General features: G+C 69.1%; 23 protein-coding genes. 5 read left to right on the top strand and 18 right to left on the bottom strand.

Features of this window, described 5'->3' with window-relative positions:
* Nucleotides 1-109: 109 nt before the first annotated feature.
* From MICSW_RS01230 to MICSW_RS01160, 15 genes are all read right to left on the bottom strand, one after another.
* Nucleotides 110-634, bottom strand: coding sequence for a hypothetical protein (locus MICSW_RS01230; protein ID WP_464496551.1), 525 nt, complete (start codon nt 632-634; stop codon nt 110-112).
* A 132-nt stretch (nt 635-766) separates the two neighbouring features.
* Nucleotides 767-1,348, bottom strand: a complete 582-nt coding sequence (locus MICSW_RS01225) for a hypothetical protein (RefSeq protein WP_464496550.1) — start codon at nt 1,346-1,348, stop codon at nt 767-769.
* A 13-nt stretch (nt 1,349-1,361) separates the two neighbouring features.
* Nucleotides 1,362-1,922: a single-stranded DNA-binding protein gene (locus tag MICSW_RS01220; RefSeq protein ID WP_464496549.1), complete on the bottom strand. Its 561-nt coding sequence runs from the start codon at nt 1,920-1,922 to the stop codon at nt 1,362-1,364.
* 74 nt (nt 1,923-1,996) lie between these two features.
* Nucleotides 1,997-3,760, bottom strand: a complete 1,764-nt coding sequence (locus tag MICSW_RS01215; protein WP_464496548.1) for a type IV secretory system conjugative DNA transfer family protein — start codon at nt 3,758-3,760, stop codon at nt 1,997-1,999.
* Complete coding sequence (locus MICSW_RS01210; RefSeq protein ID WP_464496547.1) at nt 3,757-4,311, bottom strand: hypothetical protein; 555 nt, start codon at nt 4,309-4,311, stop codon at nt 3,757-3,759. The genes MICSW_RS01215 and MICSW_RS01210 overlap by 4 nt, the downstream gene beginning before the upstream one ends.
* 53 nt (nt 4,312-4,364) lie before the next feature.
* Complete coding sequence (locus MICSW_RS01205; protein WP_464496546.1) at nt 4,365-4,934, bottom strand: hypothetical protein; 570 nt, start codon at nt 4,932-4,934, stop codon at nt 4,365-4,367.
* A gap of 99 nt (nt 4,935-5,033) precedes the next feature.
* Nucleotides 5,034-5,483, bottom strand: a complete 450-nt coding sequence (locus MICSW_RS01200; RefSeq protein ID WP_464496545.1) for a hypothetical protein — start codon at nt 5,481-5,483, stop codon at nt 5,034-5,036.
* Nucleotides 5,480-6,964 (bottom strand): ATP-binding protein, encoded by a 1,485-nt coding sequence (locus tag MICSW_RS01195; protein WP_464496544.1) that lies wholly within the window; start codon nt 6,962-6,964, stop codon nt 5,480-5,482. Before MICSW_RS01195 ends, MICSW_RS01200 begins: the two co-directional genes overlap by 4 nt.
* A gap of 21 nt (nt 6,965-6,985) precedes the next feature.
* Nucleotides 6,986-8,443 (bottom strand): SCO6880 family protein, encoded by a 1,458-nt coding sequence (locus MICSW_RS01190; protein ID WP_464496543.1) that lies wholly within the window; start codon nt 8,441-8,443, stop codon nt 6,986-6,988.
* A complete protein-coding gene (locus MICSW_RS01185; RefSeq protein ID WP_464496542.1) occupies nt 8,440-9,855 on the bottom strand; it encodes a conjugal transfer protein TrbL in 1,416 nt (471 codons plus the stop codon). The genes MICSW_RS01190 and MICSW_RS01185 overlap by 4 nt, the downstream gene beginning before the upstream one ends.
* A complete protein-coding gene (locus MICSW_RS01180) occupies nt 9,852-10,181 on the bottom strand; it encodes a DUF6112 family protein (protein ID WP_464496541.1) in 330 nt (109 codons plus the stop codon). Before MICSW_RS01180 ends, MICSW_RS01185 begins: the two co-directional genes overlap by 4 nt.
* Nucleotides 10,182-10,253: 72 nt before the next feature.
* The gene (locus MICSW_RS01175; protein WP_464496540.1) at nt 10,254-10,538 is read right to left on the bottom strand and encodes a DUF6112 family protein; all 285 of its coding nucleotides are present in this window, start codon (nt 10,536-10,538) and stop codon (nt 10,254-10,256) included.
* A complete protein-coding gene (locus tag MICSW_RS01170; RefSeq protein ID WP_464496539.1) occupies nt 10,535-11,251 on the bottom strand; it encodes a M23 family metallopeptidase in 717 nt (238 codons plus the stop codon). The genes MICSW_RS01175 and MICSW_RS01170 overlap by 4 nt, the downstream gene beginning before the upstream one ends.
* On the bottom strand, nt 11,248-11,895 hold the full coding sequence (locus tag MICSW_RS01165; protein WP_464496538.1) for a hypothetical protein: 648 nt from the start codon (nt 11,893-11,895) through the stop codon (nt 11,248-11,250). The genes MICSW_RS01170 and MICSW_RS01165 overlap by 4 nt, the downstream gene beginning before the upstream one ends.
* 18 nt (nt 11,896-11,913) lie before the next feature.
* Nucleotides 11,914-12,915, bottom strand: coding sequence for a ParB N-terminal domain-containing protein (locus tag MICSW_RS01160; RefSeq protein ID WP_464496537.1), 1,002 nt, complete (start codon nt 12,913-12,915; stop codon nt 11,914-11,916).
* A gap of 26 nt (nt 12,916-12,941) precedes the next feature.
* Between MICSW_RS01160 and MICSW_RS01155 the strand changes: the two genes are divergently transcribed.
* Nucleotides 12,942-14,456, top strand: a complete 1,515-nt coding sequence (locus MICSW_RS01155; protein ID WP_464496536.1) for an IS1634 family transposase — start codon at nt 12,942-12,944, stop codon at nt 14,454-14,456.
* A 62-nt stretch (nt 14,457-14,518) separates the two neighbouring features.
* On the opposite strand, the gene MICSW_RS01150 is transcribed toward MICSW_RS01155, so the two are convergent.
* From MICSW_RS01150 to MICSW_RS01140, 3 genes are all read right to left on the bottom strand, one after another.
* Nucleotides 14,519-15,334 carry a hypothetical protein gene (locus MICSW_RS01150; protein ID WP_464496535.1) on the bottom strand — a complete coding sequence of 272 codons (816 nt, stop codon included), beginning with the start codon at nt 15,332-15,334 and terminating at the stop codon, nt 14,519-14,521.
* 83 nt (nt 15,335-15,417) lie between these two features.
* Entirely contained in the window at nt 15,418-15,717 is a 300-nt protein-coding gene (locus MICSW_RS01145; protein WP_464496534.1) for a hypothetical protein, read from the bottom strand.
* 26 nt (nt 15,718-15,743) lie between these two features.
* Nucleotides 15,744-16,460, bottom strand: coding sequence for a DUF2637 domain-containing protein (locus tag MICSW_RS01140; protein ID WP_464496533.1), 717 nt, complete (start codon nt 16,458-16,460; stop codon nt 15,744-15,746).
* 494 nt (nt 16,461-16,954) lie between these two features.
* On the opposite strand from MICSW_RS01140, the gene MICSW_RS01135 reads away from it, so the two are divergent.
* From MICSW_RS01135 to MICSW_RS01120, 4 genes are all read left to right on the top strand, one after another.
* Nucleotides 16,955-17,299 (top strand): hypothetical protein, encoded by a 345-nt coding sequence (locus MICSW_RS01135; protein WP_464496532.1) that lies wholly within the window; start codon nt 16,955-16,957, stop codon nt 17,297-17,299.
* A gap of 19 nt (nt 17,300-17,318) precedes the next feature.
* A complete protein-coding gene (locus tag MICSW_RS01130) occupies nt 17,319-17,699 on the top strand; it encodes a hypothetical protein (protein ID WP_464496531.1) in 381 nt (126 codons plus the stop codon).
* A 56-nt stretch (nt 17,700-17,755) separates the two neighbouring features.
* Nucleotides 17,756-18,148, top strand: a complete 393-nt coding sequence (locus MICSW_RS01125; RefSeq protein WP_464496530.1) for a hypothetical protein — start codon at nt 17,756-17,758, stop codon at nt 18,146-18,148.
* Nucleotides 18,149-18,229: 81 nt separating this feature from the next.
* Nucleotides 18,230-18,676 carry a hypothetical protein gene (locus MICSW_RS01120; RefSeq protein ID WP_464496529.1) on the top strand — a complete coding sequence of 149 codons (447 nt, stop codon included), beginning with the start codon at nt 18,230-18,232 and terminating at the stop codon, nt 18,674-18,676.
* Nucleotides 18,677-18,688 lie beyond the last annotated feature (12 nt).

The following is an 18,688-nucleotide window of genomic DNA, read 5'->3' as shown; positions in this document are numbered from 1 at the left end:
TGCTCGGCGAGCGAGCGCGCTACGCGTATCGCGTCGACGTTGGCTCGGAAGCGAGCCTTTGCTCCGGAGGGTGCGAGTTCTTCCTGGTTTGCCGGGACGAACCGGGGAGTTAGCTCAGCTCGCGCGCGAAGCGCAGCGTCATCGCCTCGTCCAGCACCGCCTGGTTCGACGTGAGGAAGTCTCGCGCCGAGTCGCTCGCCACCAGATCCAGCAGGAACTCGGCGGTCAGCGCCCAGGTCTTCGCCTTCTCCTCCAGGTCCGCTGAAGAGGGCATCAAATCCGGCGAGTCCTGGACCCGCTCCGCCCAGGAGATCAAGTTCTCCCAGGAGGCCGTCGTCTGCTCGAACTCTTCGCGGGCCTGATCCAGGGGCAGCTCGGGGTCGGCGATCCACACCAGCTGCGCCATCACGACCTCCTCCGCTTGCCTCCGTGCCGACGTGAGCCGGGCGACCTTCTCCAGGTAAGTCTCCCTCGGATCGTCCGTCCCTGCCAGTATCGACGCGAGTTCCGACACTTCCGCCTGCACCTGGAGCCCCAGGTCGTTGAAGAACGTCTCCGGGTTCGGGAGCGCCGCCAGGCGGTTGGGCGCCCACCTCGTCCAGTGTTCCCTTGCCAGCGTCCCGTACTTGTTCATCGTTGCCCTCCGTCGCCGCCCCGACCGGGTGGTAGCGGGCGGCGCCGATCCTTTCGTCGGCCTCGGCCTCGCCGAGACCCCAGAGATCGAACTCGAGTTGTCCGGGATCGACCCGTCGACGTCGGCGAGCCATCAGCCGCGTACCTCCCCGGTCGTCGGGTCGACACCTCCTGCGGCCGCGTCATCGCGGAGGCGTCGACGGGCCACGTCCGCGGTCACGAACTCCACGAAGTCGGTGTCCCTGTCCGTGATCGGGGTCTCGGTGCCATGTTCGACGGGCTCCTCACCGGGCCAGTTCGTGACACGGGTGGGTCGGTCTCGGTCCAGGCGTGCCCCGGATGTGGACACCCATTCCCTGAGCCGCTCGCGGGCGGCGGCGAAGTCCGCGTGCCAGGCGATGGGCGCACTACCATGCTGTTCCGGGTCGTAGGCTCCGAGCCAGTGCGTGTGCAGCGCGGAGAGCTCCCATACGAGTTCCCAATGCCGGTGCCACATCGGTGGAATGACCGCCGCCGGCAGGCCGTAGCAGCGGCGCAGCCAGTTCACCCACTCGTTCAGGTCGAACCACTCGATCTCGGCGTCGTCGGCGGTGAGCGCGTTCCAGTTGATCGGATGCGGCGGGTCGGGAAGGCCAGGCGGCACCGGCTCATCGAGATCGTCCATCTGATCCAGATCGACCTCGGGCTGTTCGCCGGGGGTGCGGTTGTCGCTCATGTGGTGCGGCCAATCAGAACGGGATGTCGTTGCCGCGCGCCGCGGGCGCACCCTGACCGGCGCTGATGTCCGCGAGGGTGCGGCCGGACTCGGTGGCATGGCTGCCGACGCTCTGGGGAGTCCGAGCCCGATCAGGGCCGGATGGTTCTGCCTCCACGCCGTCGGGAGTCGGGCCGCTGCGTCCACTCTCGCGTCCGCTCTCCCGGCCGGCGCTGCGGCCACGGCTGACGGTGTAGTCGGTCATCGCCGAGTCGTGCGAGATGCGCGCGGCGCGGAACTCCTCGTCCGGGACTTCCTGGCCCTCGACGGGCCGTGTGTAGGTGTGGATCTCTCCCTGCGCGATGAAGCGGTCGCCCTTGCGGAACCGCTCGAAGGCGATCTCCGCCATCCGGTCGTAGACAGCCAGGTTGTGGAAGTGCGCTTCCCCCTCCTCAAAGCCGCCGCCTTCCACCGGGATGGAGGGCACTTGGCCGAATCGGGCGTAGAAGCGCATGCCGCCGTTCTGGGTGGGCTTGAGCGTGGGCTCGGTGGCGATGAAGCCGTAGACGGACTCGCGGGTTGCGATGGGTTCCATGAGGCACCTCCGGGATTGTGTGCGGCGCGTGCAGCGCCGGTCTGCCTGTCAGGTGCGCACCAGCTCCGGCAGGTTCACTCGGCGGCGCGGAGGATCGCCTCGACCTCGGCTCTATCGGCGCGGAGCACCTCGGCGTCAGGTCTCGCCGTCCACTGGCGCAGATCGGTGACGATCGGCGGGGCCGCGCGCAGCAGGGTCACCGCGGTTCCGAACGGGAGCATCCTGAGCGTGTCGGCGGGCATCACCGGCACCCGGCGGATCGAGCTCTGATAGGAGCGCCCGCCGAGGCTGTCCCGGTTCACGCTGACGGTGGTGTCGTCCCGCTCGCCTAGCAGAGCGGAGATGTCCTGCAGGTCTTTCGGGTTCGCGCCGCCGCCGAGGATGATCTTGACGATGGCCGAGTCCCAGATCGCGCCCGCCTTCTCGTGCCCCCACTTGTCGCGCGCCTGAGCCAGCGACTGCAAGAACGGCATCGTCGTGACTCCCGTCCCGCCCCCTTCGGCCATCAGCGTCGGCAAGCTCGGCAACGGCGCAAGGCTGCCGATCTCATCGAGCACGAGCGCCAGCGGCGGGTCGAGCCGGGCTCCCGCCGAGCGCGCCGCCATCCGGCGAGCGGCTTCCACGAGATCCTCGATGAACGCCGCAACCAGCGCTCCGGCAGCTCCCGCGCCGGCGCCGGTCGCGAGCATCATCAGCGTGCCGCGTTCGCGCAGGAACGGTGTGGGGTCGAACACTTCGCCGGGTCCCGGCGTGACGGCTTCGAGCACTCTCGGGTCTGCCAGTGCCGAGAACGCCAGTGCGACGCCCTGCCAGATCGAGTCGCGGGTGCGGGGATCGGATTGGATCATCGAGTCCAGGGATTCGCCCCACCCCTCGGCGGCCTGAGAGTCGGAGGAGAGGATGCGCACCGCGTCGGAGGCGGCGGCCGGGCTGCGCGTCCACCGGGCAAGCGTGCGCGCGTCGAGGTCGCCGAGAGCCGCTGCGTGCAGCAGCGACTGGATCGCCTCGCGGGTCTTCCCCTCCCAGAAGCCGCCCGAGTCGACTCCACCGCCACTGAGCCCCGTGGATGCGGCGAACCCCGCCGCGCGGATCATCGCAGTTAGCGGGTCTTGACAGCCCCTTACCGGGGACCATCGCATCCCCGCGGGAAGGCCGGGCGCGAGCCGCTGGGGATCGAAGACCGCGACCGGGCCGACGCGCATCCGGGCGCGCAGCGTGACGGAGAGGTTGTCCGGCCGGGTCGAGGTCGTCACGACCGATCCCGGAGCGTCCAAGATCGTGTTCACTGCCAGATGGAGCCCTTTCCCCGAGCGCGGCGGGCCGAGCACCAGCACCGAGTCCTCCACGGAAGCCCAGATGCGCTGGCCGCGCGCGGTGCCGATGAGATAGCCGATGTCGGCGGGCTTCGCGCTCTTCCCGAGGGAGGGGCGCAGAGTGGCGGCGCGTTTGCGCAGCGCCCTGGTCGCCGCGCTCTGCGCGATGTCGGCAGCGCTCGCGGTGCCTTCCAGACGGCGAGGGTCGCGACGGCGTGCCCGTGATCTCCAGAGCAGAACTCCGCCGGTCCCCGCGGCCGCGAGCAGTGCGAGGAGGATTCCAGCGACGGTCCAGTAGACGACGGCGCTCAGGCCAGGCGTGCCGGTCGCCGAGGCGGGGTCGAGCGGGTCGCCCAGCACCGCCAGCCCTGCGGCGATCCCGCTCTGCGGTTGCGGCAGCCCGGAGAGCCAGGCGGCGACGCTGGCTGCGGCGCGCAGTACCAACGACAGGCCCGCGATCGCTCCGATCGCGCCGAGCGCGACGTTGACGAAGGGCTCTGTCGTCGCTGGCCGTGGCGAACTCATGGCAGGTAGCGGATCGCTAGAGTGCCGGAAACACCGCCGATGAGCGCGAGGGCGATCACCGGCACTCCGATCAGGGAAGGGTCGACCAGGCCGCGTGCAGACCCATCGCCTGCGGCGCTGGACGCGCCGAGCACGGCCGCGACCTGCACGTCCTCTCCCGGCACGAAGCCTGCACCACGTATCTCGAGCAGGGCGTGCGCCGCGCTCGCGTGGGCGTGCGCCGGGATCGGCTCGGGCGCGGGCAGCGGTGTCGGTGGTGGCAGCGGGGGCGCGAACGGGGAGGGACGTGTCGGTGGGTTGAGCACGTCGACGAACACGCGTCCATCGGCAGCGGTCAGCTCCACCCGGACAGGCCCGCCTTGCTGCTCAGCGACGGCCGAGAGGACTTGCCCGAGCTGTGTTCGGTCGATCGGCCCGGAGACCATGAGCGATCCGTCGAGCGCCACCGTGACTGTCCCGTCGTCATGCTCAGCAACCGTCACGGTAGGCAGTCCGCCGATCAGCGGTGAGCGCTCGGGCAGATCGCCGTTGCGGTTGGTGCGGTTCCTCATGGATCACAGGTGCGGGCCGACGCCGGGCTCTTCCGAACTGCGGAGTCACGTCGTCAGAGGGTCAGACCTGCGGAACGTTCGGGAAAGTTGCCCCCGGTCGGTTGGACGGTGATGTTCGCCGGGGATGGGCGAGGGGTCGTCCGGGTCGATGCCCGCGGGGGGATGCGTGTGGACGCGCCGATTCGATCCCAGGCCGCGTCCGGTCGGACCACGTTCGATGCGAGGTTCTCCGACCGCTCACCCGCCGCAAGCGTCCGGTATGTCTCCTGATAGGCGTCGATGCCCGCTCGCAGGGACTGTTCGATGTGATCGAGCAACTGCTCGCTGTCGGCGATGGAGACTCCGAGCGCCTTTGCCACCCCGTCCTCATCCGTCCTGCGGCGCCGACTGCCCGCGAATCTCCCGATCAGGATGTTGCGGGTCGGTCCCGTGACGCTGACCTCGATCACCTTGTTGCGGCCGGCGAGCAGACCGATGCTGGCGTGATCGGCAGCGAACCAGGGCTCTGCGAGAGCAGCGTCCGGCACAGCTTCACGTCTGGTGAATCGTCTCTCGAACGCGGCCAGACCACGCTGGAACGAGCTACTGATATGGCGACCGTTGGCCTCGTCGTCATCGGACATCCCAGCGCTCCTCACCTTGGCTCAGCTGACGGGCTCGCCGAGATCCCGAGCCTCACCCGGAAGGTGCGAGCATCCACCCCCAGCCCCGGACCTTCAGGCTCAGAGGCTGAGGGTGGGAGGCTCTTGCCTATGGGTCGCGGAACTGAACGGGTCCGACTGCACGGTGCGGTTCTGCACGCGCCGTGCCCACCGCGACGCTTCGGCCAGCACCTGCCGGAAGTCCTCCGAACGAGACTCGCCCTCCCGCTCGGCCTTCCAGACGTAGCGGCCATCCCGATCTCGCACTTCGCGTTCGGCCGCCCACGTCCATGATGTCGGCACTCGCTCGTCATCCGACCAGTCCGTGCTGGTGTACTGTTCCTCGATCACCAACCGTGAGCGTGCGTCGTTCTGCGGGTAGAACACGAAGTGCCCCGCGCCGAACGTCTCGGGGTCTTCGTAGAAGAACCGCACCGCGCCCTGGTGCTTCCGAGCGATCCGATTCAGCCCCTGATCGAGTGCGATCATTGCGCGCATCAGATGCTCCCGGCCGGGCTCCGTGTCACTCACGACCCGCCGCCGGATGTCCCCATCCGGGCAGTCGTGTCGAACGCCGAGAACTCAGCCGGATGCAGCGAATGGCCGATGGCAAAGCTCCTCTCCTTGATGCGCCACAGCCCTTGGCCGACTCCGAGCGAGGGCAGCAGCGCGCGCTCGGTTCCGGTCAGTCCGAGAGCGGCGGAGGTCGCGCCCAGCTGATCCGATTCTTGACGATAGATCACACGGGTCTCCGCGAGCGCGAGGAGCGACGAGGCGAGCGCGCGCATCGCGGAGCCCTGATCGCCCACCGTGTCCAGATCCGACAACTTGTGGAAGACCAGGAGGTTGCAGATGCCGTAGGCGCGCGACAGGCGCCATTGGGCGTCCATCCGGCGCAGCAGGCTGGGATGGCTCATCAGACGCCATGCTTCGTCATACACGACCCATCGCTGTCCGCCGTCGGGATCGGTGAGAGCGGACTCCATCCATGCGGCGGCGCAGGTCATGAGTACGGACAGGAGCGCGTTGTTCTCCGCGACGCGGGACAGATCGAGCGAGATCATCGGCAGGGAGGGGTCGAACCTCTCCGTGCTGGGGCCGTCGAACAAGCCTTTGAGGTCGCCGGCGACGAGCCTTCGCAGCGCGTGGGCCGCCTGGCGGCCGTCCTCGGCGAGTCGCGGGTCGTCGCCGTCAGGGTTCAGGAGTCGGTCGACCACGAGGGGCAGCACCGGAACGGTGGACGAGCGGACGGCCGCGTCGAGCGCCACGTCGATAGCGGTGTGCTCGACCGGCGAGAGAGCACGTCCGAGCACGGTCTCGGTGAGCGCGCCGACCAGCTCCCTCCTGCGGGCGGCGATCTGAACCGTCCATTCCGCGTCACCCATCGAGCGGGGACGGTAGCCCTCATCGAGCGGGTTCAGCCGGGTCGTCAGCCCGTGTCCCAGCGTGATCGCGCGTCCCCCGACCATTCGCGCGATCGCCGTGTGCTCGCCCTTGGGGTCGCCCGGTATGTACACGCGACGTCCGAACGCGAGGCTGCGAGTGTAGAGCGACTTCGCCAGCGCTGATTTTCCGGAGCCGACGATCCCGGCCACGACCATATTCGGCGCGGAGATGATGCCGCGCTGGTAGGCGACCCAGGGGTCGTAGACGAAGCTGGCACCGGAGTAGAGGTCGCGGCCGATGTACAGACCGTCAGAGCCGAGGCCGCCTTCGGCGAGGAACGGGTAGGCGCCGGCCAGCGCTGCAGAGGTGTCCTGGTGGGCGGGAACACGGAACGGCAGCCAGGATCGCAGGGCGGCGGGGCCAGGTTCACCGGATGCGGCCAGGTAACCGCCGGGGGGCGCGTCCTCATCGAGATCGGTGGTCTTTCGCAGCTCGCGGCCGCGATGAGCCTCCCGCTCGAGGCGGCGGGTCGCGGCGGTGCGCTCTCGGCGGGCGCGCCGCCGTTCGCGGGCCGGAACGACGAGGGCGGCGGCGTGCGTGCGTGGCGGCGAGTCGTCTTCAAGCATGCTGTTCCTTACGTGGGCCGGTCACAGACCGCGGGCGAGGGGCAGGGCAGCGGCGACGAACGCTTGGGCTTGCTGTCCGTAGACGCGGCGGGTCTCGCAGGATGCTTGGATGGCGGACTGCTCGATCTGCGCGATTGCGGCTTCGAGCGTCTCGGCGCTAGTCGCGGTGACGGCGACGAACGCGGTGTAGCGGAGGATGCCGTGGCCTGCCACGAGGTCGGCTTCCTGCTGCAGCACGTCGTCGAGCTCGGCGGAGATCGCCGCGTCCTCGATCTGGCCGAGCCTGGCGCGTTGCGCCCGGTCGGACAAGTGCTCGACCTTGCGGCGGCGAATGGTGCGAGCGGCGACGTCGGGACGGATCGGATCGTAGAGGATCGACACGGCGCGGCGCGCGCCGCTGGTGAGCAGGATCGGAGCGAGGAAGCCGGGGTACACCATCGCGCGCGGCCACTCTGAGACCCAGAGCACGGCGTGGTAGGCGGAGTCGGAGCGCAAGGACGCCCAGCGCTCCTCCACCGCGATCGGCCCGGCAGTCGCCAAGTCCCGGCCGACGCGGGAGTGCCGCTCCAGTGCGGCGGCGACGGCGGGATCGTAGGCCGATCTGAGCATGACCGCGAGGTCTTCGGGGCTGGCCCACCGGCCGGGGCGCAGCTCCGCGGCACGCAGCGCCCCTGTGAGCGCGTCCATATCCTGTCGCAGCACGGCGGCGGCTCCTTTCAGGCCGCCTCCCGCCGAGCGGATGGCGCGCGCCGCGGCACGCATGTCGAGGCTGAGTGTGATCGTGGTGACGTGTCGCTCTGCGGCGGGGCCGGCGTCCTCGATCAGCTCCTGATACACGCGAGCTGCCCAAGAGCCGTCGTCGGTGCCGTGTTCGTGCCACCAGCTCGCCAGCCCTGTACCTGCATCGGGCAGCGTGCGTTCCAGCACCTGCACATGGGCAATCCGCGCGGTGCGGCACAGCATGGACAGGGTTCTGCCCCATCCTTCGACGCGGCGCTGCTGCTCGGCGGGGTCAAGAAGCACGAAGGCGGGGTGCGTGACTTCGAGCACGGCAAGCAACGTGCCCGCGTGCGCGTCATGCACCATGACGGCGCCGGTCTGCGGGTCGTCGTAGTGGCGCAGCCGGGCAGCGTCGCCGGGAAGGGCCAGCGAACCGACCGCTCGAACCTTGCCGAGCCCGCGTCGGTAGCGGGTCTGCCCGGATCGGGTGCGCATCATCCAGTGGGCGGTGACCGGGGTCCACTCGATCAGGGTTCGCCCGCCCACGCGCATCCAGGCCAGCAGCAGCGCTCCGCCCCATAGCGGCGCGGTCCAGGCCACGCCACTGGCTCCATTGGTCGCCAGCGCGATCACCAGGACGATGACCGAGGCGCTTGCGCAGGCAAGCCGCGGACCCGAAAGCCCCAGCAGGATGCCGCGACGTTCCAGCCGAGAGAACGACACCGGCTTCAACGGGTGCGGCTGGCTGGACGTGCTCATGCCTTCTCCTCGGGTTGCGGTGACGATGAGGGCGGAGCAGGAGGCGCACCGCCGCCACCGCTGTTGGAGTTGGGCGCTGGGGTGGTGGGCGGTTGCGGCGGCGCATTCTCCGCGTGCGCATCCGCGCCTCCGGCCACGGTCGCTCCGGCGCGGGGGCCGGCCTGTGCGACCTCGGAGATCACTTGCGCGCCGACGACGACCGCGGCGGCGGGTCCGGCGGCGGCCGCCGCGCCGCCACCCGCTGCTGCGCCTCCGGCTGCTCCACCGCCGCTTGCCGCGGCACCGCCGCCTGCGGATGCCCCACCGCTCGCTGTCGCGCCGCCTGCGGCGGCTCCGCCTCCGGGGGCGCCGCTGCCCGCCGCGCCGTCGGCGGCTGGGGTGGCCGACGCTTCGCCCTGGTCGCCGTCCGGTGGGGTGGCCGACGGCGTAGCGGGACTGTTCCCGCGAGAGGGCGGCTGCGCGGCGGGCAGCGGAATCGGGCGGTTCAGGGACTGCTTGGCCTCCTGTTCCGCGCTGATCGCGTGGTACATGTCGAAGCCCGCGAAAGCGATCAGCTTGTACACGAGGTACGGGGCGAACGCGGCGGTCAGCAGCAGCACGATCCCCGCGGCGGGGTCGGCGATGGACTGCAGATCGAGGTCGATGGGCGCGTCCAACTGGACGACGGCGACGAGCATCACCAGGACGATGACCAGCTTGGAGACGATCAGGGCCACCACGAACGCCGCCCAACGCCCGAACCATGCCCGCGTCGTGTCCCACGCCGCGCCGGACAGAGCGATCGGTGCCAGGACGATGGCGGCGAGGATCAGCGCCTTGCGCACCAGCAACGAGAACCACACCACGAGCACGCCCGCGATGGCAAGGCAGCCGAAGAAGATCGTGATGATCGCCCCGACTCCGGGCGCAGGGATGCTGAGCAGGCTCAGGCCGGCGAAGAGGGCTCCCAGACGCAGCCCCATCTCGCTGATCGTGAGCCCGGCTGCTTGGACGATGCCGATGGTGAGTTGATCGGTCACCTCCAGCAGCAGGGTCGCCAAGGCGACCACCACGAACGAGCCGAGGACGGCCTTGGCTGCGCCAGTCGCCGCCCGTGCGAGCGCGGTGGGATCGCGGCGGATCATGCCGGTAATGAGTTGGGCGAGGAAGAAGATCGCGACGATCGCCAGCGCGACGCCGAACAGCAGGTTGTAGACCGTGAGATAGCCGGGGTTGGTCAGGTCGACCAGCGTCGTCTCGTCGATGAGGAACCACATCGCCTCGAAGAGCCAGGCGGCAGCACCGCCCACCGCGGCGGCAAGAAGGTCAAACAGCGCGCCGATGAGCGACACCGGCCCCTCGCCCACGACGGCGCAGACCGCTGCGATGACCGGGATGCCGCAGACGTCCATCGGATCGTGCCCGTCCGTCACACCGCTTGGCCGACGGACCAGAAGAAGTTCACGAGGGCCACGGCGCCGCCGCAGACGACAGCGGCGATGCAGGCGATGAGCACGCCCAGCTTGCCGCGACCGGCCAGATGGGGGTTGGACGAGCTCGACCCCAGGCCCCACACGATCGCGGCGATGATGAGCGCCAGCACGGAGAGGATCAGGCCGATCGTCATCACCGCGCCGACGATCGTGCGCAGCTGGCTGATTCCTGGCAGGCCCGAGTCGTTGGGCGGGATGTCGATCTGCGCTGGCAGGACCGCCAGTGCGGTCGTCGTCTCGGTCAGCAGGGCGGTTAGCTCGGTCACGAGTGCTCCATCACGTTCCACGGGGGCCGGGATTGGCCCACGCGAACAGGTGCCCTGCGTCTCCGGCAGCGCTCAGAGAGTGGAGCCGACCGAGACCAGCCAGTTCAGCCACGCGACGGCACCGCCTGCCATGACAGCGGCGCCGAGCGCCACCAGGATTCCCGTGCGTGACTTCACCGCTGCGCTCACGTTGCCGGTGGCGGAGGCGATCGCCCAGGTGATCGCGCAGATGACGAGCATCATCACGGCGACGACGAGCACGAACGTCAGCAGCGCCCCGGCGACCTCCTCGAGCCTGGCCGACCCGGTGAGTGCGCCGACGTCGGGGAAGACGCTCGCGGGCAGCTGACCGATCACGGCACGACCTCCCGCGAGGGCTCGTCGTCCTCCCCTTCTTGCCCGTCCTCGTCCTCTTCGTCGCCGCCTTCTTCTTCGTCGTCGCTCTGGCACCCGGCGGGAACCGCAGCGCCTTCGACCCCCTCAGCGTCGTGCGCGATGAGCCACGCCATCGCATCGGTGCTGTCGTGTCCCCAACCGCCGGGCTGGATCTCCAGATGGAGATGCGGCCCCGTCGATCGGCCCGATGATCCGACCGCGCCGATCACATCGCCCGCTGCGACCGTCTGCCCTTGTGCCACGAAGACTCCGCTGTCCCACATGTGGGCGTAGGCGGTGGCGACCGCCTGGCCCGCCACGGTGTGCTCGATGACGATGAGATTGCCCCAGCCGCCGAGGTACCCGGCTATCCGCACGACGCCGTCGGCGATCGCCATGATCGGCGTGCCATCGGCCGCGGGGAAATCGCTGCCGTGATGGAACGCTCTCTCTCCCGTGAAGGGGTCGGTGCGCCACCCGTAGGAGTCCGAGATCGAGTAGGTGCCAGGTGCCAGCGGCATGACGATACGCGTGGTCTCCGGGATGTCGCCCGGCTCGAAGACGCCTCCCGTCCCGGCAGCGGGGAGGCATCCGGCGAGGGCTGCCACAACGCTCATCCCACCGAACAGCAGCAGTATCAGCGGCGAGGCGATGAACAGGACGGCGGCCGCGAACGCGGCGAGGATGGCTTTCACCGCAGCGACTTCCCCGGTTCCGACAGCCGCAGGACGTGACACCCGGCCGCGTCACGCTCCGGGCACAGGAGGAACACGGTGAAGGTGATCGGCCAGCGCCGGTTCGCTGCTTCTCCCAGCCACTCCCCTGTGCGCACTCGCGTGCCGTCGATGGTCACCGCGACCGCCGCGGCGGGCAGCCCCGAGTCGTGATCGGCCGTCAGCTCGCGCCAGGTCTCGGGGATGAACGCTTCTTCGATCTCGATGTGCTGGGCGGTGCGGTACTCGCGTAGCTGCGCCCACTGTGCGGCGGTGGGAAGGTAGCGCGCGATGTCGGCCCGCAGGCCCGGCGTCTCATCTCCGCCGCCATCACCGACCGCCAGCACCGTGTCGATGATCTGATCCGGGCCGGCACCCGAGGCGGTGTCCCATATGAACAGTGCTTCCGCGACGTTGCGTGCGAAGACGATCGGCACCGGCGAGGGCGCCACGGTCGCCGGGCTCGTCGGGCGCGGCATACTCGGCTCCGAGGTCGAGGCGGGGTCGCCGGGCGTGGCGGGTCCGCGCAGCAGCCCGTAGACCCCCACAGTGACGATCACGACAGCGAATGCGGCCCCGACCAGCAGGATCACACGGGTACGTCGGGACAGATTGAGAGGCTTCATGTCTGAAGGTGCGGGCGCTCACGCGGTCGCGCGACGGCGTTCCAGGAGGCGCTCGATGAACAGGCCCGTGCCCTTGTACCACTCAGCGACTTGATCCCAGTTGGCGGGGGTGAGTGCGGCGGCGAGCTCGTTCTCGTCGTAGTAGACCCACCAGTAGTCGGTCTCCGTCAGCATGACGACGAACGCGCGTGGGGTGAGCGGCTTGGGGTCTACCGGGGGCACTCGTTCTCCCGGCTGAGGGCGCGAGGTCGCGGGGCGGGCGCGGGCGGCCTTGGCGCGAGCAACGGCGTCGATCGCGGTGCGCGCCACTTCGTCCTGCGCGTGCCTGACGGCACGGTAGGCCGGGTCTGCGGCCCGCTCTCCGGCAGTCATCAGCTCGCGCTCCTGAAGGGCGATTCTGCGCACGTCCGCGTCCGCGGTCACGTCCTCGGAGGCGTCGAGCACCGCCGCGACCTTCTCCAGCGTTCGCCGGCCGATTCCGACGATCGCGGCCGCCTGATCCGCGGCGCGTCCCGACGGTGTGGGCAAATTGCCCACACCGCTGCCAGCAGGGTTCTCCGCCCAGAAGCGGGTCGCCGCCTGGCGGCGCTGTGCATCCTCCTTCTTGATCGTGAGCAGTTCCCGGAACCGCTGCCCGGCCTCGACCAGATTCAGCGCCTTGCGCACGGTGTTCTCGTGGTACTCGGCGAGCAGCAGTTCGAGCTCTGTGCTGATGCCGGTGCGCACCCAGACCGGGATGGTCTGCATCCCAAGCCGCTTCACCGCGGCCAGGCGACGTGCCCCGCAGATCAGCCATCCGTCAGGGGTGATCGTGATCGGTTGCAGCAGTCCGCCTGTCTGCCGGATGGAGTCGACCAGCTCGTCGATGTCGCCATGATCCTGACGGATGCGATCCCCGACTTTGATGGAGTCCGTGGCACGGTTCAGGTCGACCTGACTCGTGCCACTTGAGCGCTGATTCGGCGGTCGTTGGTCGTTCTGCCCTGATTTTCCGGGGTTCGGGGTCGGCGGGTTACGCACTAACGGCGGCGATTTAGACTCCCTCGATGGGGTTGTTCGTCCGGAAGGTGAAGACGCGTTCCGGGGCGACGGCGGTGCAGATCGCGCATACTCGTCGCGGAGTGCAGACGATCCTCGAGCACATCGGCTCGGCGCATGACGACGCGCAGCTTGCGGCGTTGGTGGCGGTTGCGAAGAGCAAGATCCATGCCGGGCAGCAGACGTTCGATCTGGACGCGCTGACACCGACTGCGCCGACCGGGGCGGCGCCGACCGTGACGGGATCTCGTTCGCGGGTGCTGTGGGACGTGCTGGAGGCCGCGTATCGGCGGCTCGGTTTCGATGCCGCTGTCGATGACGACGTGTTCATGAAGCTGGTCCTCGCTCGCGTGGTCGAGCCGACGAGCAAGGCTGACACGATCCGGGTGCTCGGCGAGCTCGGGGTGCCGGCGCCCGGGCTGCGGACGATCTGGCGGACCCTCGCGAGATGTGTTGAACACGATTGGCGGGACAAGCTCGCGACCGCTGCGTATGCGCATGCGACCCGACATGGGCACGTGAAGCTGGTGCTCTACGACGTGACCACGCTCTACTTCGAGGCCGAGGACGAGGACGCGCTGCGGAAGGTGGGGATGAGCAAGGAGCGCCGCGTCGACCCGCAGATCCTGGTGGGGATGCTGGTCACCCCGGACGGGTTCCCGCTTGAGGTTCACGAGTTCCCCGGAAACACCGGCGAGACGCTCACGCTGTTGCCCGTGCTCCGCGCGTTCCAAGACCGACACGCAGTCGACGACGTCGTGGTCGTCGCCGACGCCGGCATGCTGTCCGCGTCGAACCTGAACCAGATCGAGGACGCCGGGTTCTCGTTCATCGTCGGCTCCCGAATCAGCAAGGCCCCTTACGACCTGGCCGAGCACTTCGACGCGCACGGCGGCGTCCTCCACGACGGCGAGACCATGGAGTCGAAGCGGATCATGGGCGTCCGGGAGAACGCCAGACAGCGGCGGGTGGTCTATCACTACTCGGCCAAGCGTGACCGGCGCGACAACCACACCCTCGACAAGCAGGTCGAACGGGCGCAGAAGATCGCCGACGGGACCAAGCCGCTCAAGAAGGACCGGTTCGTCAAGCTCACCGGCACCCGCCCCGCCGTCGATCAGGTCCTCGTCGACCGGGCCCGTCAACTGGCTGGGCTGAAGGGGTACGTCACCAACATTCCCCAGGTCCGGCTCACCGGGAATGAGATCGTGGCCGCGTATCACGAACTGTTCCAGGTCGAGGCATCGTTCCGGATGGCGAAGACCGACCTCCGTGCGAGACCGATGTTCCATCATGAGGCCGACTCGATCCACGCGCACCTCACGATCGTGTTCACGGCCCTCGCGATCTCACGCCATCTCCAGGACATCACCGGGGCGAGCGTCCGCAAGATCGTCCGCACCCTGCGACCGCTGCGAGACGTCACGATCAGCATCAACGGGAACGAGATCGTAGCGAAGACCCCACCCGGCGACACGGCGCAAGCCATCCTCGACGCCGTCGCCGCGAGCGTCACGCACTAACTTGGCGCGAGTCAGGACTTTGATGGAGTCCGTGGCACGGTTCAGGTCGATGTAGCCCTCGCTCATGACCGTTGCCCTTGAATGGGAGCAGCCTCGTGCAGCGACAGTACGAGGCGGTCATCGGCCAGCAGCTCTGGCACGGGCTCATCCAGCAGCAGCCGCGCGATCACCCCGCGGCGCACGACCTGTCCGGGCCGACCGATCGGGCCGAGGAGTTCCCGCAGCAGCACCAGCCAGGACGCTCGGGGCAGCTGGTACAGCGCGAGCATCGTGATGTCGCGTCGCAGCGCGTCGGCGGCGGCCTCTCTGCGCCCGGATCGGATCACCCGGTCGAGGATGTAGTCGACGCATCCCTCCGCGACGGCGCGCGGCCAGCTGAGCCCGATCAGGATGCCGGTCAGGGTGAAGGAGAGCCACTGTGCGTCGTCTTCGCCCTCGGGTGCCTCGGGAGCGACCAGCCGGTCGAGGATGTGCTCGTAGGCCCCGGCGCGCACCGGCCGTTCGTGCTCGATCTGCGCGGGATGGCTTGCACGCTCCAGCGACACCATCAGCCAGTCCGAGTGCGCTTCGGCCTTTAGTTTCCGCGCCACCGCCGACGTCAGCATCGCCCACGGGTCGTCCGCTTCGCGGGCGGCCTCGGTGCGCATGATGAAGAATGCGATCGCCAGGGCGTCGTCCGGGTCGCGCTCCCACTTCCGTGCCAGGCGCTCGTACTTCGCTCGCACGAACGCGAGCAGCTCCGGTACTCCTGGATCAGTGGCCCAGGAGCCGTCGCTCTCCACCCGCCGTAGGAACGCACGGAATCCCTCCGCGCTGGTGAATCCCGGCGCGGCCGAAGCGTCGTCGGGCTGATCGAACATGAGGTTCGCGCTCTCCATACCCACAGGTGCGGTGCGATCCCCGAACGAGTGGGTGGTGTGGGAGCGGTGCTGGGCTGGGGCTCAACGCCCGCAGCGCCGGGTCAGATCGACAGCCCTTGGGAGCGCTCGTCACGGTTCGTCTTGCCGAACGCGCGAAGGGGAGCGAGTTTGCGTGCTCGGTCGGCGATCGCCGAGCGAGCACGAGTGACCACGGCGCGGTTCACACGGGCACCGAGTGCGATGACGCCCGTGCTGACCCGCGTGCCGAGTTCAGCCGGCGCGACCCACTCGATGCCGTAGCCGGCGCGAGCGGCGCGGGGCGTGGAGCGGCGTAACGCCCTGTCCACGGACGGATCGCGATGCACGGCGAACGCGGAGTGCTCTGAGGTGTCCTGATCCATGACTTCCTCCTTGGTTGTCCGACGGCTCAGTCGGCCGGCGGGGTCTTCTCGTAGGTGCCCGTCTCGACCGGAGCCTCGCTTCCCGCATCCGCGTTCAGCCAGCGGCCGATGGTGGTCGGATGCACGCCCAACGCTTTGGCGATCCTGCGGTTCGACCAGTCGAGACCTTTCAGTCGCATCGCGTCGTCACGGGTGGCCGATTCGACGGGCGTCTCATCCGCAGGAGGATCGGACAGGCGCAGGATCTCGGAGCCGGTCGGCGGTCCCACGACGAGCGACGGGACGCGCCGAGCCCGGCGAATGAGCATGGCCGCCAGGTGCGTTGACGCCAGCAGAACCAGCGGCGGCACGGCGGAGATCGCCACGCGGATGGACACGGACATCGCCGGATCGCCGTAGAGCGCGGCATGCACGCCGTTGCCGAGCACCGAGACCACCGTGCCGGCCATCAGCAGAAGCCACGGGAACCACGTCGCCCGCCAGCCGTGCGTGCTCAAGGCCATCACCGAGACGGTGGCGACGACGATCATCCCGTCCACGATCAGCGGCCAGACCCATGCCTGGCTCGTGGGGATGCCGGCAGAGCCGGCGAGGTCGCTCAGAGACGTGAACGACAGCCAGAAGCCGCCCAGCGCGATCGCCACGTTTCCGCCGATCGCGGTCACCACGACCCCGCGGGCGACACCGGCCGTCGACGGTGCGCTCGATCCGACGCGCCGAGTGCGCGCTGCGATAGACGACACGGGTACTCCCTCCCCTTGCACGGGTCCGGCGAACGCGCGTCCCGACCCCAGGTGCGGAGTCGTCCCAGCGCACGGTCGCCGTTGACCAGTGCGAACTTCTCTCTAGCCGCTGCGCGAGGGAGCAGCCGCGCGTGTCGCCCGGACACGCCCGAGCACAGGCGATCACCATGCGACTACAGGCGATTCGGTCGGAAGTCGGCGGCCCACGGTGACAACTCGACAAGTTGCGTGCTCGCCGCAGGGGTGTGGGCGGGCTGTGGACTCTCAGAGGGCTGGAGCGGGAGAGTGCTTTCGGCCGATCAGCCTATCGCCGAGTCGCCTGCCGTCAAGGGCTTTCGCGGCATATCCGCGCGGCCGTTGGCCGCTGTGGTATTCCACGGTCCCTTGCCCGCAGTCGCCATTCGGCGACGGGTCGGCAAGTGCCGAAAGGCACAGGCGGGGTGGGAGGAGCCACCAGGGTTCCGCAGGCCCGTCACGACCCAAGGAGGACACTCATGCAACTCACCATCACCGGACACCCGCTCCCGGAACCCGTCGTCATAGACGGGGCGGCGGCGGACGAGGGCATCCTCGGCACCGGCTGGCTGCTCACCCAGCCCCAGGCGCAGCGGATCGTCGCAGCCTGGGCCGAGGCACCGACCGACCTGTCACCGACGGGCGAAGACGACGTGCGCCGCGCCTGGCACTACTCACCACTCGGTCTCTTCGTCACCGCCCTCATCCTCGACGGCGAACTCAGCCTCAGCGAATGGGAATCGGCCTTCGGCTCCGAGGGCGACGACCGCTACTCCACCACCCAGATGCCGTTCGACTTCGACATCGCCACCACCGACGACTGAACCAGACAAGGAAGACACCATGACCACGCACACCATCCGCAGCGACCGACGCACCGGCGACCGCTCGATCACGACCCGCTTCCTGCTCGACGACACCGCGCAGCCCGACCGTGACGGCGACGAGGTGCGCTTCGCCCTCGAACTGACCACCCATCACGACAAAGACCGCAAGCGATACGTCAGCCGCGCCAGCCGCAGCATCGTCGGCCCGGTCTTCACCCGGCACATCTTCGGGTTCCGAGACCCCCAGCCGCCGCTCCCAGCCCAAGCCGTCACGGTCGCCCGCTACAGCGCCCGCGGCCTGGACGACGCGCACACCGCATTCGAGTCCACAGCCGCAGACACCGCCACATTCGAGGCCCTCCTCGCCTGGGCAGCAGACCAGCGAGCCGACGACTAACCACCCATCGGGCGGGCGGCGCTCCGCCGCCCGCCCCTCACGAAACGGAGGACACCATGAGTGCCGAACCCACCACGACCGACCCCCAGCCCGGCGACAAGCGGGCCTTCACCTTCACCCCGGCAGGCGGCGAGGAGCCCGTCACCGTGACTGCGACCTACGTCACGACGGTCGACGGGGAACTCGAACCCGCCGTCTCCGGCGGCGACGCTAGCGACATCCTGGAAGCCTGGGCGTGGGCTGACTACGACCACCGCAGGTACTACTGGCCGACGACCGAGCACGATGACGACGACGTGTTCTTCGCCTACATCGACGACCACGGCGGCGTCGTCCTCGGCAGTTGGCAGATCGTCACCGAGGCGGACCACTACTCACTCTCGGTATTGCCGTCGCTCCTGCCCGGTCACCACTACACGCTGGAGCCCGCGGCCGAGCCCCGGCCGTGACGACGCCTGCCGCTCGCAACCTCGCCCACGACCGCACCTTCCTGACGACGGGCGACCTGCCCGCACCAGTAAGGAGCCGACATGCCCACTCGCTACCAGCCCGAGCAGTTCCAGCCCTCCGGCTGGGACTCCGGCACGCCCGAACGCAAAGCGCGATTCGTCAACGAGTTCCTCCGCTTCGCCGCAGCAGGGTTCCCACGGGAGAAGTTCAGCCGACGCCTGTACCTCGGCCTCTCTACACACGGCTACTTCGGCTTCATCGCCCACTACAACCTCGACGGCTTCTACGACGCGCAACTGTCCACCGCCGAGCGGCGCGACGGCTTCATGCAACAGCTCGCACACCAATGCGGCCGCGACGCCGCCCTCGACCGCCCCGACCTGTGGAGCGATGTGAAGACCGTGCTCGGCAAGCATCTTCCCGCCGTGGAGCCCAGCACAGCTCGATCGACCCGCCTCAGCCCCTTCACCGCCGTCGGCACACTCACCGCGCGTCAGACCCGAGACGGCCAGATCACGCTGTTCTGAGAGGAACTCGAC

It is taken from the genome of Microbacterium sp. SW12 (genome assembly GCF_055391095.1).
The sequence above is the reverse complement of the archived record's forward strand: the minus strand, read 5'-3'. Positions and strand labels throughout refer to the sequence as shown.